We start from the raw sequence: 21,498 nt of genomic DNA, 5'->3' as shown, positions 1-21,498 counted from the left end.
GGCTCTGCGTCGTGCGGTCCGGGGGCGGCCCGGTCAGCGGCGGGCGGGAGGCGCCAGCGCGGCGACCAGGACGGCCACCATGGTCAGCCCGGCGCCGAGCAGGGTGTTCGGCCCCGGGTGCGAGGCAGCCGTGGGCAGCACCAGGTCCAGCAGGACCGCCCCGACGATCTGACCGGCGATGGTGGCCAGGCCGAGCAGCAGGACACCTGTGAAACGCACTATCGCGGCGGCGATCGCGATGAACACGATGCCGATCGGGCCGCCCAGGTAGAGCCACGGCTCGCTCGGCAGGTGACCGGTCGGCCGGCCGCGTACCGCGATGTCGATCGCGAACGCGATGAGCAGGACTGTCGTGCCGACGGCGAAGTTGACGAGGGTGGCGGTCAGCGCGCTCCCGGCCGCCGCCCGGACCCGCCCGTTGACCGCCTGCTGCCAGGCGGTGCCCACCCCGGCGAGCAGCGGAAGGAGGGCCAGCAGCAGCGTGCCCGGTGCACCCAGCCGGTCACCGACCGCCAGGACGACCGCGAGCACGGTGAGCACCGCACCGGCCAGCCGTTGCCGGGTGACCGGCTGTCGACCGGTCGGACCGATGCCGGCCCGGTCCACGGCGAGGCTGCTGCCGCTCTGCCCGGCGACCACGGCCACGGTGAAGACGGCAACCCCCAGCGAGCCGATGGTCAGCCCCTGGGAGGCGACCAGGAACGCCCCGCACATGCCACCGAGGCACTGCCACGGCCGGAGCGTCCCCGTGGCGAGCGCCCGCCGCAGCGCGACCAGCCCACGCCGCCCGCCGGGGGTGGCGGGCACGAGCACCAGCAGCACCAGCAGACCCAGCCCGAACGACACCACCGCCGCGGCGAACCCGTCGGCCAGACGTACGCCCAACTCGCCGTTGATGCGGGACTGCACCGCCACCGCGACCCCGGAGAACGACGCCAGCGCGACGCCGGCGATCCGGCGCGTCGCGGAGAGGGCCTGCGGTGTCGCGGTGCCGGTGTCGATCACTCCTGCTCGGCCAGCGGTCGGCCGTCGAAGTCGACGGCTGAGTAGAGCGCCAGCTTCTCCAGACGGTGGTACGAGTCGATCACCCGGATCGTGCCGCTCTTGGAGCGCATCACGATCGACTGGGTGTACGCGCCGCCGGCCCGGTAGCGCACCCCGCGCAGCAGGTCGCCGGAGGTGACGCCGGTGGCCACGAAGAAGCAGTTGTCTCCGGTGACGAGGTCGTCGGTGCCCAGCACCCGGTCCAGGTCGTGCCCGGCGGCGAGCGCCTTCTCCCGCTCCTCGGCGTCGCGCGGCCAGAGCTTGGCCTGCATCGCCCCGCCCATGCACTTCAACGCGCAGGCGGAGATGATGCCCTCCGGGGTGCCGCCGATGCCCATGAGCACGTCGACGTCGGACTCTCCCCGCGCCGCGGCGATCGAACCGGCGATGTCGCCGTCGGAGATGAAGCGGATGCCCGCCCCGGCCCGGCGGATCTGCGTGACGAGGTCGTCGTGGCGGCTGCGGTCCAGCACACAGACCGTCACCTCGGAGACGTCGGTGCCCTTGACCTTCGCGATCCGGCGCAGGTTCTCGGCCACCCCGGCGTTGATGTCGATCACGTCGGCGTACGCCGGGCCGACCGCGAGCTTCTCCATGTAGAAGACAGCGCTCGGGTCGAACATCGCGCCCCGCTCGGAGACGGCGAGCACCGCGAGGGCGTTCGGCATCCCCTTGCTCATCAGCGTGGTGCCGTCGACCGGGTCGACCGCGACGTCCACCTCCGGGCCGGTGCCGTCACCTACGTGTTCGCCGTTGAAGAGCATCGGGGCGTTGTCCTTCTCGCCCTCGCCGATCACCACCACGCCACGCATCTGGATCGAGTTGATCAGCTTGCGCATCGCGTCGACGGCGGCTCCGTCGCCGCCCTCCTTGTCGCCCCGGCCGACCCAGCGGCCGGCGGCCATCGCCGCGGCCTCGGTGACCCGGACCAGGTCGAGGGCAAGGTTGCGGTCGAGATCCTGTGGGATCCGCGTCCTGGTGTTCGTCATGACGGCTCCTCCTCGCGACGGTGCGGGGACGACCGGTGGCAGGGTGTTCCCCGCCGCCGGCTTTGTCGCTGATCCTCACACGATGGCCGACCGGGCGTCGGCGCGGGGCGGTGATGGCCCGGATACCGCCGGTCGGGCGGCTGCGAAGATGACGGGGTGGAACCCGCACAGCCAGCTGACCGCGTACCCGCCGACCGCACACTGCCGGAGGGCCAACCGCCGGCCGGCGTCCCCGCCGGCCCCGGCGGTGAGCCTGCCGCGACAGTTCCGACGTCCCCGCCGGACGGCGAGCCGGCGCTTGTCGAGCCCGGGCCCACCGCCGAGCCGGCCCGGGGCGACGCCGCCACCGAGACCGGTGAGTGGCCGGCGCCGCCGCCACGACGGGAGTCCGCCAGATCCGAGCGGTCGCCGAAGGACATGGCGATCTCGCTGCTGGTGCTGCTGGTCCCGATCGCGCTGCTGCTGGCGTTCTACCGGGGTTTCCTCGGCGGCGACCAGGCCACCACCGTCGACCCGGCCCCGGCGATCGAGCAGGCCCGCTCGGCGAACGTGTTCCCGGTGAGCCAACCGCAGGGGCTCGGCTCCGACTGGCGCACCGTCAGCGCCCGCTACCAGACGGTCGACGGGGGCGCGAACCTCCGTATCGGCTACCTCACACCGGAGGGGCGGGGCGTCCAACTGGTGCAGAGCAGCGTGCCGGCGGAGCGGCTGCTGCCCGCCGAGCTGACCGACCAGGGTCAGCCGCAGGGTCCGACCGAGCTGGCCGGGCGGACCTGGCAGCGCTACACCGCGCGCGGCAACCAGCAGGCACTCGTTCTGCTGGAGCCGACCCGTACGGTGCTGGTCATCGGCGACGCCCGGGACAACGAGCTACGCGAACTCGCCACCGCCCTGCGCTGAACCGGATCCGCCGATCGGCGGACCCGGACGGCAGCGAAGATCCGTTACGCTCCCACGGCTCAGATCCGGCAGATGTCGCAGCCGGATATTTTTTCCCCTGTCTTGGAGTGGAATCTTCGTGAACATTCGACGGTGGAGCTACGGCTTCCTCGCCGCCACCCTGCTCGTGCCGGCTCTCGCTGCGTGCGGCTCCGACACGGACGACAAGCCTGCGGCCTCGGGTTCGTCCCCGTCCGCCCCGGCGGTCCCGGCCGACCCCAAGGAGGCGCTGCTCGCCTCCACGAAGGAGCTCGGCAAGGGCGACTTCACCTTCACCCTGGCCGGCGCCGACACGACCGGCGGCGGTCTGGTGCACAAGCCGAGCAACAGCGCGCAGTTCACTGTGAAGTTCGGTGACGCGTCCGAGGACGTGTCGATCGAGATGGACATGATCTACATCGACTCGGAGAGCTGGGTGAAGATGGACATGGGCGGTGCCATGGCCGCCGCCATCCCCGGCGCGACGAAGAACAAGGGCAAGTACCAGCACCTCGACAAGACCAAGATCAAGGACATCAAGGATCTCCAGCTGGACCCGGAGACGCTTGACCCGCTGGCCAGCGACGCACTGGTCAAGGGTATGACCGAGGTGCAGAAGACCGGCGAGGGCGCCTACGCCGGCAAGATCGACATCACCACCGCCGCGACCGACTCGGCCGCCCTCGACGAGGAGGTCGTGACCGCCCTGGGTGCCCAGGCCAAGGCGCTGCCGTTCACCGCGAAGCTGGACCCCCAGGGCCGGCTCACCGAGCTGGTCATCTCGGTTCCGGCCGCCGGCGAGACCGCCGCGCACGAGGTCAAGATCGGTTACACCGGCTACGGGGCCGGCACCGGCGCGAAGAAGCCGCCGGCGGACAAGGTCGTCGAGGCGCCGGCCGAGACGTACGAGATGTTCAAGTAGGTCTGATCCACGGAACCGGGGTGGCCGTTGGCCGCCCCGGTTCCGCCTTTCCGGGCCTCACCCTTTCGAGCAACCGGACAGAAGGGTGATTGTCCGACGGGCCGACAGGGAACAGAGAGGGGGTGACCCTGGGCACGTTGCTCGGCCCGGGTCGCGCGGCGCAGCCGACGGTGCTGCTGCGTCGCCCGGTTTCCGGCGCCGTCCAGGTTGTCGGGTGACCCTCTTGGGAGACACGCATGACTGTTCGACGACTCGGCGCAGGCCTGGTAGCCGCCGCCCTGTTCACGCCCGCCCTGGCCGCCTGCGCCAGCGGCGGCACCGGCACCGCCGGATCGACGGCGTCCCCGACCGTGAGCGCGTCCGGCTCGGCGAGCCCGTCCGGCGGAGCACCGGTGGCGGGTGACGCCAAGCAGGCGCTGCTCGACTCCACCAAGGAGATCAGCAACGGCAACTTCCGATTCACCCTCACCGCCGCCGGCTCCACCGCCGAGGGGCAGGTGCACCAGCCGAGCCAGAGCGCGGCCATGAAGATCGCCATCGGCGGCCCCTCGTCCGACCTGGCGATGAAGCTCGACGTGATCCACTTCAAGCCGGACAGCTGGGTCAAGCTGGAGCTGACCGGCCCCACCGCCAACAGCCTGCCCGCCATCAAGCAGCTCAACCTGGGCAAGTACCAGCACCTCGACCAGGCCCGGATCAAGGGCAACAAGAACCTGGGCTTCGACTTCGACAAGGTCGACCCGGCCGGCAGCGCCGTCCTCACCCAGGGCATCACCGAGGTACGCAGCACCGGCACCGGCGCGTACGCGGGCACCATCGACGTCACCAAGGCCGCCGAGGCCGGCTCGCTGAACGCCGCCACGATCGCCGCGCTGGGCACCCAGGCGAAGACCGTCCCGTTCACCGCGAAGGTGGACCCGCAGGGCCGGCTCAGCGAGCTGGTGTTGCAGCTTCCGGCCGCCGGGCAGACCGCCGCCCAGGAGATCAAGATGACGTACTCCGACTACGGGACCGCCACCGCCGCGCAGAAGCCGCCGGCGGACCAGGTCGTCGAGGCGCCGGCCGAGCTGTACAGCCTGTTCAACTGACGCTCGTACGGGTGGGGTGGCTCCGGCCATCCCACCCGACGCTCAGGAGGCCTGCTCCTGCCGGGCGGAGTCGATCCGCGCCCGGGCGCCGTCAAGCCAGCGCTGACAGATCACCGCCAGGGCCTCACCGCGCTCCCAGAGCGCCAGCGACTCCTCAAGGGACGTGCCGCCGGCCTCCAGCCGCTCGACCACCGACGCCAGCTCGGCGCGGGCCTGCTCGTAGCTGAGCCGCTCGTCCGGCCCGGCCTTCGTGTCGTCAGTCATCGCGTCCCATCTCAGCACACCGCGTTTGTCTCATCGCGCCCCACCACTCAGCCGTCGACCGTGACGGCCAGTTCGCCGTCGGCCAGTCGTACCCGCAGCGGATCGCCCTTGCCGACCTCGGTCGCCGCGCGCACCACGTGGCCGTCGGCGCGCTGCACGATCGCGTACCCCCGGTCGAGGGTGGCGGCGGGGGACAGCGCGCGCAGCCGGGCCAGGGTGTGCCGCAGCTCGTCCTCGGCACCGGCCAGCCGGTGGTCCAGGCAGCGTCCGGCCCGCTGGCGCAGAGCGGCCAGGTCGGTCGTCCGCTGCTCGACCATCACCTGAGGTCGGGCCAGCACCGGCCGGGACCGCAGACTGTCGAGCCGGTGGGCCTCCCGGTCGACCAGGTTGCGCACCGCCCGGTGCAGCCGGTGCCGGGCCTGGCCGATGAGGCGTACCTCCTCGGTGAGGTCGGGCACCACCCGCTTGGCCGCGTCGGTGGGGGTGGAAGCCCGGACGTCGGCCACGTAGTCGATCAGCGGCGCGTCCGTCTCGTGGCCGATGGCGCTGACCACCGGCGTACGGCAGCCGAACACCGCCCGGCACAGCGCCTCGTCGGAGAAGGGCAGCAGGTCCTCGATGCCGCCGCCGCCCCGGGCGATGATGATCACGTCGATGGTCGGGTCGGCGTCCAGCACCTTGAGCGCGTCGACGATCTGCGGAACGGCGGACGGGCCCTGCACCGCCACGTTCACCGTGCGGAACTCCACCGCCGGCCAGCGACGCCTGGCGTTGGTCAGCACGTCCCGTTCGGCAGCCGAGGCGCGCCCGGTGATCAGCCCGACCCGGCCGGGCAGGAACGGCAGCCGGCGCTTGCGGGCCCGGTCGAAGAGCCCCTCGGCGGCGAGCAGCTTCTTGAGCTTCTCCAACCGGGCCAGCAGCTCACCGAGCCCGACCTGGCGGATCTCGTCGGCGCGCAGGCTCAGCGTGCCCCGGGCGGCGTAGAACTCCGGCTTGGCGTGCAGCACCACCCGGGCGCCCTCACGCAGCTCCGGCGCACCGATGTCGAGGACGTCCCGGTTGGTGGTGACGGTGAGGCTCAGGTCGGCCGACGGGTCACGCAGGGTGAGAAAGACAGTGCTGGCACCGGGCCGGCGGCTGATCTGCGCCACCTGCCCATCCACCCAGACCCAGCCCAGCTTCGCGATCCATGCGCCCACCTTCTGGCTGACCACCCGCACGGGCCAAGGCTCCTCCGCGCTGCTCCGCGCCCCCTCAGTCACCCGCCCACCCTACGACCCACCCCGTCCGGCCCGTCGATCATGAAGTTGTCGCCCTCCGTGCCGGCGTGTCGGAGCAACAACTTCATGATCAACGCGGAGGGGGGTGCGGGGCGGCACGTAGGATGGACGGGTGACTGATCTCCGGACCGGCAAGCGCGTGCTCCTGGCCAAGCCCCGCGGCTACTGCGCAGGTGTCGACCGCGCCGTGCAGACCGTCGAGGAGGCGCTCAAGCTCTACGGCGCCCCGATCTACGTCCGCAAGCAGATCGTGCACAACAAGCACGTCGTGCAGACCCTGGAGGCCCAGGGTGCGATCTTCGTGGAGGAGAACGAGGAGGTGCCCGAGGGCGCCACTGTCATCTTCTCCGCGCACGGCGTGGCACCGGAGGTGTACGAGCAGGCCAAGGCGCGTTCGCTGAAGGCGATCGACGCGACCTGCCCGCTTGTCACAAAGGTGCACCAGGAGGCGAAGCGGTTCGCCGCCGAGGACTACGACATCCTGCTGATCGGCCACGAGGGGCACGAGGAGGTCATCGGCACCGCCGGTGAGGCTCCCGCGCACATCAAGCTCGTGGACGGCCCGGACGACGCCGACAAGATCACCGTCCGCGACCCGGAGAAGGTGGTCTGGCTCTCCCAGACCACGCTCTCGGTGGACGAGACGCTGGAGACGGTGGCCCGGCTCAAGCAGAGGCTGCCCCTGCTCCAGTCGCCGCCCAGCGACGACATCTGCTACGCCACCTCCAACCGGCAGCACGTGGTCAAGGAGATCGCCGCCGACTGTGACGTGGTGCTCGTCGTCGGCTCGACGAACTCCTCCAACTCGGTCCGCCTGGTCGAGGTCGCACTGGACGCCGGCGCCCGCGCCGGTCACCTGATCGACTTCGCCCACGAGATCGACGACGCCTGGCTGGAGGGCGCCACCACGGTCGGCCTGACCTCCGGCGCGAGCGTCCCTGAGGACCTGGTCAAGGACGTGCTGGCCCACCTCGCGGCGCGCGGCTTCGGCGACGTGGAGGAGATCACCACCGCCAACGAGCGGCTCACCTTCTCGCTGCCGCAGGAGCTCAAGCGGGACATGAAGGCCGCCGCGGCGCGCGGCTGAATGCCTGAGGGAACGGCTCGGCGACGCGGCACGTCGGATACGGGTATGAGGATCTCTCGGCTCGCCGTACCCGCAGTCGTGCTGTGCGCGGCACTTGCCGCCTGCGGCGGAACGAACGACCCCACCACGCCCGGCCCGAGCGCGTCGGCGACCGACCAGCCCAGTCCGGAGCCGTCGCCGTCCACGGCCGTGCCGGCGACTCCCGGCCCGGGCGTGACCACCACGCCGACCCCGCCGGGACGCCCGAAGCCCGGTGGCCCCACGCCGCCGCCGCCGGTGGGCGCGACCACGCTCACCGGCACGGTCACCGCCGGTGTGGAGCCGAACTGCGTGCTGCTCGACGGCTACCTGCTGCTGGGCGGCCCACGGGACGTGCTGCGCGCCGGCGCGAAGGTCACCGTCACCGGTCGGGTGGAGGCGGGCGTGATGACCACCTGCCAGCAGGGCACCCCGTTCCAGGTGGAGAACGCCCAGCCCGCCTGACTCAGGGACGGGTGGGCTCGCCGGCCGCCACCCCGTCGTCGGCCGCGTCGACAAGCTCGGGTGCCTGCGGTTGCCGGGGCGTCAACTCGACCTGCGCCGGCGTGGCCAACTCCTCGTCCGAGACACCCAGCTCGGCGAGCTTGCGGGCGCTGACCAGCACCCGGGCCTCCAGCGACCCGACCGCCCGGTTGTACGCGGTCACCGCCCCGGCCAGCGACGACCCGAGCTTGCCCACGTGGTCGCCGAGCGTGGACAACCGGCCGTACAGCTCCCGGGCCAGGGTGTGCACCGCCAGCGCGTTGCGGGCCAGCGCCTCCTGGCGCCACGAGTAGGCAACAGTGCGGAGCAGTGCGACAAGGGTGGCCGGCGTGGCGAGGACAACGTTGCGGGCGAAGGCGTGCTCCAGCAGCGACGGGTCACGCTGCAACGCGACGTCGAGGAACGGGTCGGCGGGCACGAACAGCACCACGAACTCCGGTGAGTTGTCGAACGCCGACCAGTACGACTTCGCGGCCAGGGCGTCCACGTGCCCGCGCAGGTGCCGGGCGTGCGCGTCGAGGTGGGTGTCCCGGCCGCGCTCGTCGCGGGCCTCCATCGCCGTCAGGTACGCGTCGAAGGGCGCCTTCGCGTCCACCACCACCGACCGCCCGCCGTGCAGCCGGACCACGAGATCCGGGCGGACGACCTGCTGGTCGGTGGCGGCCGTGACCTGCTCGGAGAAGTCGCAGTGCTCAAGCATGCCTGCCGCCTCGACGATCCGGCGTAGCTGGTGCTCACCCCACCGGCCCCGCACCTGAGGTGCGCGCAGCGCCGCCACCAGCTGTTTCGTCTCCGTACGCAGCTCGCCGGAGACCGCGCTCATCGAGCGCACCTGCTCCCGCAGCTCCGCGTACGCGTCGACCCGGTCGTGCTCCAGCTCGGCCACCCGCTGCTCGTAGCGGCGCAGGGTCTCGTGCAGCGGAGCGACCGCCCGGGCCACCGCTTCCTGGGACTGCGCGGTGGCCTCGTAGCTCAACGCCCGCATGGACTGCTCCAGCCGCCCCTCGCCCTCGCGGGTGGCGGCCAGGGTGGCGTCGAGGCGGGCGATGTCGGCCACCGACCGGGACCGGGCCGCGAGCCAACCCACCGCACCGCCGACGCCGAGGCACACGATCACCAGCAGCAGCGTCGAGACGTCCATCACCGGAGCTTGCCAGACGGGTACGACGTGACACCCGGGGGTACGTTCGTTGACATGGAACTTGTGCTCTGCCTCGCGGTTGTGCTGGTCGGCGCGCTGGGCGCCGCGGCGCTCATCCGCGCTCAGGCCACCGCCCGTCGACGCACCGAGCTGGGCGACGCGCGCGCGGAGGCGCACCGCTGGTACGAGCGCCTCGGCGGCCAGTTGATGAACCTCCAGGGCGAGGAGCCGGCGGTCCGGCAGGCGCTCGCCGACGCCGGCGAGCGGTACAACGCGGCGGGTTCGCAGCTGGAGCAGGCGTCCACGCCGCACCAGTTCGCGCTGGCCCGCGAGACCGCGCTGGAGGGGCTGGCGTACATCCGGGCGGCGCGTACCGCGATGGGCATCGACCCCGGGCCCGAGCTGCCGACGCTTGCCGCCGCGCGTGGTGTCGGGCAGCTCACCAAGGAGCGCACGGTCGACGTGCAGGGCCAGACCTTCCGGGCCGGTCCGCAGCCGGGTCGGGAAACGCCCTACTACTACCCGGGTGGGCGTTACCAGGGCCGGCCGGTGCCGGCCGGCTGGTATTCGACGCCGTGGTGGAAGACGGCGCTGGGCGCGGGCGCCGGTGTGCTGGGCGGCATCCTGATCGCCGACGCGCTGTTCTCGCCTGCCTTCGCCGACCCGGGGTACGGGTACGAGGAGGGCTACCAGGAGGGCTTCGGCGACGGAGCCGACCAGGGCGGGGACGGCGGCGACCAGGACTTCGGCGGTGACCCGGGTGGCGACGCCGGCGGCGACTTCGGTGGCGGCGACTACGCCGGCGGTGACTTCGGCGGAGGCTTCGGTGGGGGTGACTTCGGTGGCGGTGACTTCGGCGGGGGCGACTTCTGACAGTCGGTGAATGACATGCGAAACAGGCCCCGGTCGTGGTGACCGGGGCCTGTTTCGTCGTTCCGACAGGTCAGCCGGTGTTGCGCATACCGGCGGCGATGCCGTTCACAGTGGTCAGCAGCGCGCGTTCCAGGGCGGTGCCGTCACTCGGCGCGCGGCGGCCGCCCGGCGCGGTGGCCACCGCCCGGCCGGCGGCACCCGAATCGCGGTACTGCCGCAGCAACGCCACCTGGAGGTGGTGCAGCGGCTCCAGGTAGGTGTCGCGGACCGCGAGGGTGCGCTGGAGCACTGGCGAGTTCTCCAGCAGGGCCGGGGAGGCGGTCACCGCCAGCACCTCCCGCTTGGTCAGCTCGTACTCCCGCTCGATCTGCTCGAAGATCGGGTGCAGCTTCTTCGGGACCAGCGTCTCGACGTACCGGCGGGCGATGCTCAGGTCGGTCTTGGTCAGCATCATCTCGACGTTCGACAGGAACGTGCGGAAGAAGTGCCAGTTGCGGTGCATCTCGGCCAGCACGTCGGCCAGCCCGGCCTCCCGGGCGGCGGCCAGCCCCGAACCGACGCCGAACCAGCCCGGCACGATCTGCCGGGTCTGCGTCCAGCCGAACACCCACGGGATGGCCCGCAGGCCGGACAGCCCCGCGCCGGTGTTCGGGCGCTTCGCCGGCCGGGAGCCGATGTTCAGTGCGCCGAGCAGTTCGGTGGGCGTGGACGCCCAGAAGTACGCCGGCAGGTCCGGATCTTCCACCAGCGACCGGTACGACCGGAATGCCGACTCGGACACCACGTCCATCGTCGCGTCCCAGCGTTCCAGCATCTCGGCCGGCTGCCGGGGTGCGGTGTGCAGCAGCGTCGCCTGGAGCACCGCGGCGAGGGTGAGTTCGAGGTTCTCCCGGGCCAGCGAGGGCAGCGTGTACTTGTCGGAGATCACCTCGCCCTGCTCGGTCACCTTGATCGCGCCGTCGAGCGTGCCGTACGGCTGGGCGAGGATCGCCTCGTGCGTCGGCCCGCCGCCACGCCCCACCGTGCCGCCCCGGCCGTGGAACAGCCGCAGGTGCACACCGTGCCGGGCGGCCACGTCCCGCAGCGCGCGCTGCGCCCGGTGGATCGACCACTGGCTGGTGGTGATCCCGGCCTCCTTGTTCGAGTCCGAGTAGCCGAGCATGACCTCCTGCACGTCACCCCGGGCCGCCACCAGCGACCGGTACGCGGGCAGCGACAGCAGCTCGTCGAGGAGTTCCCCTCCGGCGTTCAGCTCGGCGGGGGTCTCCAGCAGGGGCACGAAGCCGATCCGGGCCCGTCCGCTGTGCACGTCCACCAGCCCGGCCTCGCGGGCCAGCACCACCGCGGCAAGCACGTCGTCCACGCCCAGGGTCATCGAGATGATGTACGACTCGATCACCTCGCTGCCGAACCGGTCCTGTGCCTCACGGATCGTGCTGAACACGTCGAACGTCTTGCGCGTCGCCTCGGTGAGCGGAGTGTCCAGGGTGGACAGCGGCCGGCGGCCGGTCAGCTCGTCGGCGAGCAGCTTGGTGCGTTCCAGCCGGGTCAGCGCCGGGTAGTCCGCGACCTCGCCGACCGCCTCGTACAGCTGGGCGAGCACCGCGTGGTGCGCCTCGGCGTGCTCCCGGACGTCCATGGTGGCCAGGTGCAGGCCGAACGCGGACACCGTACGGATGGTGGAGGCCAGCCGGCCGACGGCGGTGAGCTGCCCGGAGTTGCGGGCCAGCGAGGCACGCAGCAGCTCCAGGTCGGCGACCAGCTCGGCGGAACCGCGGTAGTCCCGTCCCGGGACGTGCGCGGTGCCCATGCGCAGCCGCTGCCGGGTGTTGGCCAGCTTCGCCTTCACGCAGCGCGCCTTGAGCCGGTACGGCTCCTCGGCGTTGACCCGGCGGAAGCGCTGCGCCACCTCGGGCAGCGCGTCCAGGTCGGCGGCGAGACTGGCGGAGAGGTCAAGCGACACCCCGCGCAGCCGGCGGGAGACGGACACCTCGTTGATCAGGTGGTCCATCGCCTTCTCGGTGGCCGCGATGCCGTGCTCGTGCTGGATGTTCAGCACCTCGCGGGTGACAGCCGGGGTGACGAACGGGTTGCCGTCCCGGTCGCCGCCGATCCAGGTGCCGAAGCTCAGCGGGCGGGCCGTCGGCGAGGTCTCCACGCCGAGCGTCCGCAGCGTGTCGGCCAGGTCGTCGAGCACCTGCGGGGCGGCCTCGGCGTACAGGTCGCGCAGGTAGTAGATGGCGTTGCGGGCCTCGTCGGTCGGGTCCGGTCGGTCCAGCCGCAGCTCGTCGGTCTGCCACATCAGGTCGAGCAGCTCGGCGAGGCGGCGGTTCGCCGGGCCCTCGTCGCTGGCGCCGTAGAGGATCGCGTTCGCGGTCTCGGTGTCCAACTCGTCGGCGATGGCCCGCAACTTGGACAGGATCGAGCGGCGGGCCGCCTCGGTGGGGTGCGCGGTGAAGACCGGTCGGACGGCCAGCCGGCGGGCGGCGTTGGCGATCTCCTCGGCCGGTACGCCGCGCTCGGCGATCATCTTGGCGGCCTGGTCCAGCCAGCCGCCCTGTACCGCGCGGCGGCGGCGCAGGTCGCGGGCGCGGTGCACCTGCTCGGTGATGTTGGCCAGGTGGAAGTAGGTGGAGAAGGCCCGCGCGAGCTTGGTGCCTGTGGTCACGTCGAGCCCGCCGAGCCGCTGGGCGGCAGCCGGGGCGTCGCTGCGGACCTGGGCGCGGATCTCCTCGACGAGGTCGAGCAGCGGGCGGCCCTCCTGGCGGGCCAGGGTCTGCCCGAGCAGGGTGCCGAGCCGGCGGATGTCGGCGCGCAGCGCGGCGTCCGGGCCGTCGTGGTCGTGCTGGTCGGTCACGATGCGCTCCTTACGTTGGTACGAAGGACAGCGCTGTCCGACTTCCTGGATCGTATCCGCGTGGACCCGGATGGCAGGAGGGGCCCCGCCGGATCTCCCGCCCGCAAAGGGTCGATTCGGACGTGATCTCAACCACCGTCCCGGGTCGGGGCGGGGAGGGAGGCACCCACGCGGGGACCGCGGACCAGGCTGGCGGTGACCAGTCCGACAGCGCCGAGGAGCGCCCAGAGGGCGAGCGCCGCCGCCGGCCAGCCCGCCGACCGCCAGTCGAAGTACACAGCCGCCTTGGTGAGGTCGTTGGCGAGTCCGGGGATGTTCCAGGTGTGCATGCCGCGCAGCAGCGTGGGCAGGAACTCCGGCGCGTAGATGCCGCCCGAGCCGGGATTGCCGAGCACGACGAGCAGCAGGATGACGAGCGCGGTGCCGGCGACTCCGAGCCACCCCTGGATGGCGCTGGCGAGCATCGCGGCGGCGAAGACGGCGAGCGCGCCGATGGCGGCGATTGTCGGTACGTCGTGGTGCCAGATGTCCAGGCCGGGACCGACCACGAGCGCGCCGGCGATGCCGAGCAGCACGCTGTAGACCGCGAGCGCGGCGATCCGCAGCCCGGCGCGACGCGCCGTACGCGGGGTGGTGCCGGCGGAGATGCCGAGCACTGTGGAGGCGAGGTACCCGCCGAGCACGAACCCGACGTTCAGGTAGAAGGGCACCACTCCGCGCGGGTCGGCCGAGGGGACCGGCACCTCGTCGACGACCTCGAGCGGCGTGTTGGAGCGGGCCGCAGCGGTGGTCAGCACCGCACGGATCGCGCTTGTCGCGGAGGGGCCGGACGCGCTGGCGACGGTGAGGAGAAGACCGCTGTCCCGGCTGCTGAGCACCGCGTACACCGAGCGGCTGAGCAGGCCGTGTTCGGCGGCGTCCGGGTCGTCGTACCCGATGGGTTTGATGATTGTGCTCTGGTCGCGCACCGCGGCGAGCGTCCCCTCGGCGCGCTGGTCGCCGGCGGCGACGCCGACCGGCAGGTCCCGGGGTGTGGGTTGGTGCAGCGCCCCCACGTAGGCAGCGATGAACGCGGTGGCCAGCGCGAGGGTGCCGAGGAGCAGCCCGATGCTGCGCGGCGCCCAGTCGCGGGATCCACCGTGCGGCGTCTGGTCCACCTTGTCAGCCTATGTCTCGGTTGGGGTTCCGCCGGGGGAAACCGGTTGGCCGGGCCGCTAGCTTCTGAGCATGGTGTCGCTGAGCTACCCGCCGAAACCACGGCCGGGCGACCGGGTCGCGGTCGTCTCGCCCTCCGCCGGCCTACCGGCCGTCTTCCCCCACGTGTACGAGTTGGGGCTGCGCCGGCTGCGCGAGGAGTTCGGCCTGGAGCCCGTCGAGTACCCGACCACCCGCGCTGCGGGAGCGGACCCGCGCGACCGGGCCCGTGACCTGACCGCCGCCTTCGCGGACCCGGGCATCACCGCGGTGCTCGCCACCGTCGGCGGAGACGACCTGATCACGGTCACCCCGCACCTCGACGACGACGTGCTGCGGGCCAATCCGAAGCCCTACTTCGGCTACTCCGACAACACGAACGTGCTCAACCACCTGTACCGGCTGGGGATCGTGGCGTACCACGGCGGTTCGGTGCTGGTGCACCTCGGTCGCCCGGGCGCGCCGCACCCGCTGACCTTCGACTCGCTGCGCGCCGCGCTGTTCACCACCGGCTGGTACGACCTGACCCCCGCGCCGCTCTGGGGAGACCGGCCGAACCCGTGGCAGGAGCCCGAGGCGCTGGCGTACGAACCGGAGATGCTGCCCGGCTCGGGCTGGCGCTGGCAGGGGCCGGCGCGGGTGGTGCAGGGACGCACCTGGGGCGGCTGCCTGGAGATCCTGCACTGGCTGATGGCCACCGACCGGGTGCCGACCGCCGACGAGCTGACCGGATCCGTACTGGTCTTCGAGACCTCGAACGAACTGCCCGGCGCCCGGGAGGTGTTTCGGATCGTGCGGAACATGGGGGAACGCGGACTGCTCGCCGCCTTCCCGGCCGTCGTCGTGGGCCGACCCAAGGCGTGGGACTTCGACAAGCCCCACTCGGTGCCGGAACGGCTCGCGTGGGGCGAGGCCCAACGCGCCGCGATCACCCGCGCGCTCGCCACCTACAACCCGGACGCCGTGGTGGTCTTCGACGTCGACCTCGGCCACACCGACCCGCAGCTGATCATCCCGTACGGAGGGGAGATCCGGGTCGACGCTGTCGACCACCGGATCGCGGTGCGCTACTGACCGGTGCCGGCTCGGGCTGTCCCGTCCCGGCGCGGGCTCTGGTGAGTGAGCAATTTTGTTCAAGACCGGGGTGGGCGCGCGTCGGCAGGATGGTCCGTGTCGGTCCGGGAGCCACCAGCGACGGCTGGCGGAGCGCGGCACGCGGACCTGTTCGGGGAGGTCCGACGCCCGCCCGGACCTTGGCGGGCCGCCTCGGCGCGCGCCCGTGGAGGTGCCGTACACCCCACGTGCGGCACCTCCACGCGATCGTTCCGCCGTCGTGGTCTGCGGTGCGGCAGGTCAGGCCGTTCCGCTCGCGTCACCGCCTGCGGTGAGCAGTCGGCGCAGTCGGGCCGGTGGATGACCTACCTGCTCGCGGACCACCCGGGTCAGGTGTGCCTGGTCGGCGAAGCCGTACTCGGTGGCGAGCGCGCCGAGCGGGCGCCCGTCCGGCTCGGCGAGCGTGTTCAGCACCTCCCGCACCCGCAGCCGGTTCCGGTAGGCGGTCAGGCTGCTGCCCGTCATGCGCTGGAACACCCGACTCAGGTGGTGCGGTGAGCTGCCCACCTCGCGCGCCACCTCGTCCAGACTCATCGTGAAGCCGGAGTTGGCCAGCACCTCCCGGGCCCGGTCGGCGAGCCGCCGGTGCGCGGCCAGTGTCGCCGGTCGTCGCCGTACCGCCCGCTCCACCTCTGCGTCCGCGTCGTCAGAGCTGAGGGTGCTGTGGTGCAGCAGACGGGCCAGGAACCGTTGCAGCCGTTCGGCCATCTCGAACCCGTCCAGCCCGCGCCGGAACTCCGCCACCAGCAGGCGGTGCGCCAGGTCCAGCGTGGCGTCCGAGGTGCCGGCCCAGCCCCGTTGGTCCAGCCAGCGCTCGGCGTCCTTGCGTTCCGCCAGCACCGCCGGATCGATCTCCAGGCAGGTGTACGAGTCGCCGCAGCCGAACGGGTGCGCGACCGACATCTCGTCGCCGGGCCGGGTCACAAGGACCGAGGTGGCGTCGGAGAGCCCGACACGTCCGTTGAGCCGACGCCGGTACGCACCGGAGCGGCCCAGCACGATCTTGTGGCGGTCCTCGGCGACGGTCTCCGTCCAGCCGTGGTTTTCGACGATGCAGTGCACCTGATAGATCAACATTCCGTCCGGGTGCCCCAGCACCCGCCATCGCGCCGGAGTGGTGCGGCGGCGCGGGTCACTCCCGGTGCCTTCTGCGGGCATCGTCCCTCCTGGCTCACGACCGGCATGGCGATCTTTCGTCCTCCCCCGATGGTGTCGGCCCACCCGCCCCCGGTCCACCCCCACGTTCTGCGGACCGGCCTCGCGGCGTCAGCCGTCGACCACCGCGAAGGCGCGAACCGGGAAGGTACCCATGCCGGCCACCATCGGCGGAGCCGCCGTGAACCGGAAGCCGCTCGGCGGCAGCGCGTCCAGGCCGGTCAGATGCTCCACGATCGGGATGCCGGCGGCCAGCAACGTACTGTGCGCGGGGCGTTCGCCGCCGGCCGCCGGGCCCATGTCGTCGATGTTGATCGAGTCGATCCCGACCAGGGCGGCACCGGCGTCGGCAAGCGCCCGGGCAGCCTCCCCGGTGAGATGCGGCGCCTCCGGCGCGGCGTACCGCTCGGTCCCGAAGTGCGCATCCCACCCCGTGTGCAGCAGCACCGCGTGCCCCGCCACCTCGTACGGCGCCAGCATCAGCCGGTCCACCGCCCGGGCGCCCGCGGGGACCCGGACCACCACCCCGGGCAGATCGGCGAGCCGGTCCAGCGGCACCCCGGTCAGGTCGTCGCCGCCGGCCCACCGGTGGGCCGGAGTGTCCAGGTACGTACCGGTGTTGGCGATCAGGTCGATCCGGGCCACGTGGAACTCGGTGCCCGGGGCGTAGTTCGCCCGGGAGTCCGCGAAGGTCAACCAGTCGCTGATCCGGGGCGCCGTCCAGCCGGGCAGCGTCACCATCCCGTCGCTGATCACATGGCTCAACTCGACGAGCCGGCGGCCGGTGCCGGGTACCCCGGTCACACTCCGGCCCCCCTTGTGCGGCTCCTCGATGATCGTCTTGGCGCTGATCCGGACGTCGGAGACCATCAGCAGCCCGAGGTGCCGCACGAAGAGCGCGGCCAGATCCTCGTCACTGATCTCCCGACCCTGGACGTCCAGCCGGAACCCCTCGGTGCGCAACCCGCCGCCGTTCGCGAAGCTCACCTCCGCGTCGAACTGCACCCGCCACTGCCTATCCATGCCCCAAACCCGATCACGACCCCCCGCCCCGGTCAAGATCCGCACGTCCCGCGCCGGCGGAGGCCCAGGTGCACCGCGCGGCGGGTTCCTCGCGCGTTGCGCCGTGGAGATCCGCGCACCTTCGGGGAAAGTGCTGCCTCAGCGCGCCGTGATGGCGCACTTTCCCGGAAGTTGTCCGGATCTTGGGTGCGGGGTGCGGGGTGCGGGGCGCCGGGTGCGGGGTTGGACCTGGGCGGAAGGGGGTGGCTGTCGGTGGACGGGGCTAGTCTGGTTGTCGTGCACCCCCCGTCCGACCGGACGAGGGGCAGCCGTCGTGTGCGTCGACTCCCCTGGAAGTGATCACATGCTCACCGGTCTGTTCTCCGCCGCCCTGGCCGACCCGGGGCTGGCCCGGGCGCGTGACCTGGCGCGCTCCGGTGCCGCCCGGGTCGACGGCCTCGACATCACCGCCCCTGCCGCGCTGCGCCCGTTCGCCGTCGCGGCGGTCGCCGCCGACAACGAGGGCGCCGGGCGGCCCGTGCTGGCGGTGACCGCCACTACACGGGAGGCCGACGACCTGGCCGCCGCCCTGGGTGGGTTGCTGCCGTCCGAGCAGGTGGTGGTGTTCCCCTCCTGGGAGACGCTGCCCCACGAGCGGCTGTCGCCCCGCTCCGACACCGTCGGGAGGCGGTTGGCTGTTCTGCGTCGGCTGGCGCATCCGGAGTCGACCGACGCGCACGGTGGCACCGAGCCGCTGCGGGTGGTGGTGGCGCCGGTCCGTTCGCTGCTCCAACCGCAGCTCAAGGGCCTGGGCGACCTGGAGCCGGTGCAGCTCGCTGCCGGCGAGGAGGCGGACCTGGAGGAGGTCGCCCGCCGGTTGACGGACATGGCGTACGCGCGGGTGGACCTGGTCACCAAGCGGGGCGAGTTCGCGGTACGCGGCGGCATCCTCGACGCCTTCCCGCCCACCGACGAGCACCCGTCCCGGGTCGAGTTCTGGGGCGACGAGGTGGAGGAGATCCGCACCTTCGCCGTCGCCGACCAGCGGACCATCGAGCAGGTTCCGCTGCTGTGGGCGCCGCCCTGCCGTGAGCTGCTGCTGACCCCTGCGGTCCGGGAGCGGGCCGCCGCGCTGGCCGAGCAGCACCCGGAGTTGGCGGAGATCCTCGACAAGCTCGCCGAGGGCATCCCCGTGGAGGGCATGGAGTCCCTCGCCCCGGTGCTGGTCGGCCCCGACTCGCTGGAGCTGCTGCTGGACGCGATGCCGGCCGGCACCCACGTGCTGCTGTGCGACCCGGAGCGCATCCGCACGAGGGCACACGATCTGGTGCGTACCTCGGAGGAGTTCCTTCAGGCCAGCTGGGCCGCCGCCGCGGTCGGTGGCCAGGCCCCGGTGGACGTCGGCGCTGCCGCCTTCCGCACCCTCGCCGAGGTGCGCGCCGTCGCCGGCAGGCTCGGCCAGCCGTGGTGGACGCTGTCCCCGTTCGGGCTGGTGGAGGCGGGGGCCACCGAGACGCGCCAGCCCTGGGAGGACGCGCCCGAGCAGGCGTCGGTCACCCCTGACGACGCCATCGCGGTGACCCTCGCCGCCCAGCCGGCCCCGCTCTACCACGGTGAGACCAGCCGGGTCGTCGACGACCTGAAGCGTTGGGCCGGCGAGGGCTGGTCGATCGCGCTGGTCTTCGAGGGGCACGGCCCCGCCCAGCGGGCGGTGGAGGTGCTGCGCGACGCTGGGCTGGGCGCCCGGTTGACCGAGGAGGTCCCGACCGCACCCGCCCCCGGTGACCTGGTGGTCACCTGCGGGGCGCTGAGCAGCGGGTTCGTCGACGAGTCGTCCCGTTTCGTGGTGCTGACCGGCAACGACGTGACAGGCGGTCGGGGCACCTCGACGCGGGACATGCGCAAGATGCCCAGCCGGCGGCGCAACACGATCGACCCGCTCGAGCTCAAGGCCGGCGACTTCGTGGTGCACGAGCAGCACGGCATCGGCAGGTACGTCGAGCTGGTGCAGCGCACGGTGAACGGCGCGAGCCGGGAATACCTGGTCATCGAGTACGCGGCCAGCAAGCGCGGCCAGCCCGGCGACCGGCTGTTCGTGCCCACCGACCAGCTCGACCAGCTCTCCCGTTACGTGGGCGGTGAGCAGCCGACGCTGCACAAGATGGGCGGCTCGGACTGGCAGAAGTCCAAGGCGCGGGCCCGCAAGGCGGTCCGGGAGATCGCCGCGCAGCTCATCCAGCTGTACGCGGCGCGCAAGGCGTCCAAGGGGCACTCGTTCGGCCCGGACACGCCCTGGCAGCGGGAGTTGGAGGACGCGTTCCCCTGGCAGGAGACGCCGGATCAGCTCGCCGCTATCGACGAGGTCAAGCGGGACATGGAGCAGACCGTCCCGATGGACCGGCTGATCTGTGGCGACGTCGGCTACGGCAAGACCGAGATCGCGGTCCGGGCGGCATTCAAGGCGGTGCAGGACGGCAAGCAGGTGGCGGTGCTGGTGCCGACGACGCTGCTGGTGCAGCAGCACTACAACACGTTCGCCGAGCGGATGAGCCAGTTCCCGGTGCAGATCCGGCAGCTGTCCCGGTTCCAGACCGCGAAGGAGACCGAGCGGACGCTGGAGATGGTGGCCGACGGCACCGTCGACATCGTCATCGGCACGCACCGGCTGTTGCAGACGGCGACCCGGTTCAAGCAGCTGGGCCTTGTGATCGTCGACGAGGAGCAGCGCTTCGGCGTCGAGCACAAGGAGCACCTGAAGACGCTGCGTGCGTCGGTGGACGTGCTGAGCATGTCGGCCACCCCGATCCCGCGGACCCTGGAGATGGCGATCACCGGCATCCGGGAGATGTCCACGATCGCCACCCCGCCGGAGGAGCGGCACCCGGTGCTGACCTTCGTGGGCGCGCAGGACGACAGGCAGGTGGCCGCGTCCATCCACCGCGAGCTGCTGCGCGACGGGCAGGTCTTCTACCTGCACAACCGGGTCGAGTCGATCGACCGGGCGGCGCGGCGGCTGCGGGAGCTGGTGCCCGAGGCGCGGGTCGCGGTGGCGCACGGCCAGATGGGCGAGGACGCGCTGGAGAAGGTGATGGTCGGCTTCTGGGAGAAGGAGTTCGACGTCCTGGTCTGCACCACGATCGTCGAGTCGGGCATCGACATCCCGAACGCCAACACGCTGATCGTGGAGCGGGCCGACCTGCTCGGCCTGGCCCAGCTGCACCAGATCCGTGGTCGGGTGGGCCGGGGCCGGGAGCGGGCGTACGCGTACTTCCTCTACCCGCCGGAGAAGCCGCTCACCGAGCACGCCCACGAGCGGCTGGCGACCATCGCGCAGCACACCGAACTGGGCGCCGGCATGTACGTGGCGATGAAGGACCTGGAGATCCGGGGCGCCGGCAACCTGCTCGGCGGCGAGCAGTCCGGGCACATCGAGGGTGTCGGCTTCGACCTGTACGTGCGGATGGTCGGCGAGGCGGTGTCCGCGTTCAAGGGTGAGCGGCCGGAGGAGGAGACCGACGTCAAGATCGACCTGCCGGTCGACGCGCACCTGCCGCACGACTACGTGGGCGTGGAGCGGCTGCGTCTGGAGATGTACCGCAAGCTCGCCGAGGCCCGCGACGAGGACCGGCTGCGCGAGGTCGTCGCCGAGATGACCGACAGGTACGGCGAGCCGCCGGCCCCGGTGCAGAACCTGGTGGAGGTGGCCCGGTTCCGCCTGCTGGCCCGCCGCTACGGCCTGACGGACGTGTCGATGCAGGGCAAGCACGTACGGTTCGGTCCGCTGCCGTTGCCCGATTCGAAGCAGATGCGGCTCAAGCGCTACCACCCGGACGCGGTCTACAAGCAGGCCACCGACCAGGTCAGTGTGCCCCGGCCGACGACCCGCCGGGTCGGTGGTGAGCCGCTGCGCGACCAGGCGCTGTTGCAGTGGTGCGCCCAGTTGCTCTCCGATGTGCTCGGTGCTCCCGCCCCGCTCGCCGTCGCGGCCACGTGAGGTGGGGGGCGTGCGCGGTGTGGTGGGGGCCGTCACAGCGACCGGGAGGGCATGA

Annotated in this window: 17 protein-coding genes; 8 read left to right on the top strand and 9 right to left on the bottom strand. The window is 72.2% G+C overall.

What is annotated here, in order from left to right:
• Positions 1–33: 33 nt before the first annotated feature.
• Positions 34–1,005, bottom strand: coding sequence for a DMT family transporter (locus AB0N27_RS13535; protein WP_364368055.1), 972 nt, complete (start codon positions 1,003–1,005; stop codon positions 34–36).
• Positions 1,002–2,033, bottom strand: a complete 1,032-nt coding sequence (glpX, locus tag AB0N27_RS13530) for a class II fructose-bisphosphatase (protein ID WP_357992627.1) — start codon at positions 2,031–2,033, stop codon at positions 1,002–1,004. Before glpX ends, AB0N27_RS13535 begins: the two co-directional genes overlap by 4 nt.
• Before the next feature lie 156 nt (positions 2,034–2,189).
• On the opposite strand from glpX, the gene AB0N27_RS13525 reads away from it, so the two are divergent.
• The 3 genes from AB0N27_RS13525 to AB0N27_RS13515 all read left to right on the top strand — a co-directional run bounded on the left by AB0N27_RS13525 (position 2,190) and on the right by AB0N27_RS13515 (position 4,961).
• Positions 2,190–2,933 (top strand): DUF4245 family protein, encoded by a 744-nt coding sequence (locus tag AB0N27_RS13525; protein WP_364368051.1) that lies wholly within the window; start codon positions 2,190–2,192, stop codon positions 2,931–2,933.
• Positions 2,934–3,051: 118 nt separating this feature from the next.
• Positions 3,052–3,873, top strand: a complete 822-nt coding sequence (locus AB0N27_RS13520) for a hypothetical protein (protein WP_364368048.1) — start codon at positions 3,052–3,054, stop codon at positions 3,871–3,873.
• 236 nt (positions 3,874–4,109) lie between these two features.
• Entirely contained in the window at positions 4,110–4,961 is an 852-nt protein-coding gene (locus AB0N27_RS13515; RefSeq protein ID WP_364368045.1) for a hypothetical protein, read from the top strand.
• A gap of 42 nt (positions 4,962–5,003) precedes the next feature.
• On the opposite strand, the gene AB0N27_RS13510 is transcribed toward AB0N27_RS13515, so the two are convergent.
• Entirely contained in the window at positions 5,004–5,225 is a 222-nt protein-coding gene (locus AB0N27_RS13510; RefSeq protein ID WP_364368042.1) for an exodeoxyribonuclease VII small subunit, read from the bottom strand.
• Positions 5,226–5,272: 47 nt separating this feature from the next.
• A complete protein-coding gene (gene xseA, locus AB0N27_RS13505) occupies positions 5,273–6,487 on the bottom strand; it encodes an exodeoxyribonuclease VII large subunit (protein ID WP_364368040.1) in 1,215 nt (404 codons plus the stop codon).
• Positions 6,488–6,617: 130 nt separating this feature from the next.
• Between xseA and AB0N27_RS13500 the strand changes: the two genes are divergently transcribed.
• Both AB0N27_RS13500 and AB0N27_RS13495 read left to right on the top strand, forming a co-directional pair.
• A complete protein-coding gene (locus AB0N27_RS13500; protein ID WP_364368038.1) occupies positions 6,618–7,592 on the top strand; it encodes a 4-hydroxy-3-methylbut-2-enyl diphosphate reductase in 975 nt (324 codons plus the stop codon).
• Between the two features lie 45 nt (positions 7,593–7,637).
• Complete coding sequence (locus tag AB0N27_RS13495) at positions 7,638–8,075, top strand: hypothetical protein (RefSeq protein ID WP_364368036.1); 438 nt, start codon at positions 7,638–7,640, stop codon at positions 8,073–8,075.
• Between the two features lies 1 nt (position 8,076).
• On the opposite strand, the gene AB0N27_RS13490 is transcribed toward AB0N27_RS13495, so the two are convergent.
• Positions 8,077–9,255: a DNA recombination protein RmuC gene (locus AB0N27_RS13490; RefSeq protein ID WP_364368034.1), complete on the bottom strand. Its 1,179-nt coding sequence runs from the start codon at positions 9,253–9,255 to the stop codon at positions 8,077–8,079.
• 54 nt (positions 9,256–9,309) lie between these two features.
• On the opposite strand from AB0N27_RS13490, the gene AB0N27_RS13485 reads away from it, so the two are divergent.
• Complete coding sequence (locus AB0N27_RS13485) at positions 9,310–10,128, top strand: hypothetical protein (RefSeq protein WP_364368031.1); 819 nt, start codon at positions 9,310–9,312, stop codon at positions 10,126–10,128.
• 70 nt (positions 10,129–10,198) lie between these two features.
• Here AB0N27_RS13485 and ppc read toward each other — a convergent pair whose 3' ends face one another.
• Together ppc and AB0N27_RS13475 are read right to left on the bottom strand one after the other, a co-directional pair.
• Positions 10,199–12,985: a phosphoenolpyruvate carboxylase gene (gene ppc, locus AB0N27_RS13480; RefSeq protein WP_364368028.1), complete on the bottom strand. Its 2,787-nt coding sequence runs from the start codon at positions 12,983–12,985 to the stop codon at positions 10,199–10,201.
• A 128-nt stretch (positions 12,986–13,113) separates the two neighbouring features.
• On the bottom strand, positions 13,114–14,142 hold the full coding sequence (locus tag AB0N27_RS13475) for a hypothetical protein (protein ID WP_364368025.1): 1,029 nt from the start codon (positions 14,140–14,142) through the stop codon (positions 13,114–13,116).
• A 70-nt stretch (positions 14,143–14,212) separates the two neighbouring features.
• On the opposite strand from AB0N27_RS13475, the gene AB0N27_RS13470 reads away from it, so the two are divergent.
• A complete protein-coding gene (locus tag AB0N27_RS13470; RefSeq protein ID WP_364368022.1) occupies positions 14,213–15,253 on the top strand; it encodes a S66 peptidase family protein in 1,041 nt (346 codons plus the stop codon).
• Positions 15,254–15,532: 279 nt separating this feature from the next.
• Here the strand turns inward: AB0N27_RS13470 and AB0N27_RS13465 are convergent, their stop codons facing one another.
• Both AB0N27_RS13465 and AB0N27_RS13460 read right to left on the bottom strand, forming a co-directional pair.
• A complete protein-coding gene (locus AB0N27_RS13465; protein WP_364368019.1) occupies positions 15,533–16,450 on the bottom strand; it encodes an AraC family transcriptional regulator in 918 nt (305 codons plus the stop codon).
• 108 nt (positions 16,451–16,558) lie between these two features.
• A complete protein-coding gene (locus AB0N27_RS13460) occupies positions 16,559–17,470 on the bottom strand; it encodes a cyclase family protein (RefSeq protein ID WP_364368017.1) in 912 nt (303 codons plus the stop codon).
• Positions 17,471–17,813: 343 nt separating this feature from the next.
• Between AB0N27_RS13460 and mfd the strand changes: the two genes are divergently transcribed.
• The gene (gene mfd / locus AB0N27_RS13455; protein ID WP_364368014.1) at positions 17,814–21,443 is read left to right on the top strand and encodes a transcription-repair coupling factor; all 3,630 of its coding nucleotides are present in this window, start codon (positions 17,814–17,816) and stop codon (positions 21,441–21,443) included.
• Positions 21,444–21,498: the final 55 nt, after the last annotated feature.

It is taken from the genome of Micromonospora sp. NPDC093244, from assembly GCF_040683695.1.
Taxonomy (GTDB): Bacteria; Actinomycetota; Actinomycetes; order Mycobacteriales; family Micromonosporaceae; genus Micromonospora.
The sequence above is the reverse complement of the archived record's forward strand: the minus strand, read 5'-3'. Positions and strand labels throughout refer to the sequence as shown.

What these genes read in the sequence shown, in the direction of transcription:
- AB0N27_RS13510 (WP_364368042.1), bottom strand. Translation starts at nt 5,225, where the DNA reads ATGACTGACGACACGAAGGCCGGGCCGGACGAGCGGCTCAGCTACGAG.
- AB0N27_RS13495 (WP_364368036.1), top strand. Translation starts at nt 7,638, where the DNA reads ATGAGGATCTCTCGGCTCGCCGTACCCGCAGTCGTGCTGTGCGCGGCA.
- AB0N27_RS13515 (WP_364368045.1), top strand. Translation starts at nt 4,110, where the DNA reads ATGACTGTTCGACGACTCGGCGCAGGCCTGGTAGCCGCCGCCCTGTTC.
- AB0N27_RS13465 (WP_364368019.1), bottom strand. Translation starts at nt 16,450, where the DNA reads ATGCCCGCAGAAGGCACCGGGAGTGACCCGCGCCGCCGCACCACTCCG.
- AB0N27_RS13485 (WP_364368031.1), top strand. Translation starts at nt 9,310, where the DNA reads ATGGAACTTGTGCTCTGCCTCGCGGTTGTGCTGGTCGGCGCGCTGGGC.
- AB0N27_RS13470 (WP_364368022.1), top strand. Translation starts at nt 14,213, where the DNA reads ATGGTGTCGCTGAGCTACCCGCCGAAACCACGGCCGGGCGACCGGGTC.
- glpX (WP_357992627.1), bottom strand. Translation starts at nt 2,033, where the DNA reads ATGACGAACACCAGGACGCGGATCCCACAGGATCTCGACCGCAACCTT.
- AB0N27_RS13490 (WP_364368034.1), bottom strand. Translation starts at nt 9,255, where the DNA reads ATGGACGTCTCGACGCTGCTGCTGGTGATCGTGTGCCTCGGCGTCGGC.
- AB0N27_RS13460 (WP_364368017.1), bottom strand. Translation starts at nt 17,470, where the DNA reads ATGGATAGGCAGTGGCGGGTGCAGTTCGACGCGGAGGTGAGCTTCGCG.
- mfd (WP_364368014.1), top strand. Translation starts at nt 17,814, where the DNA reads ATGCTCACCGGTCTGTTCTCCGCCGCCCTGGCCGACCCGGGGCTGGCC.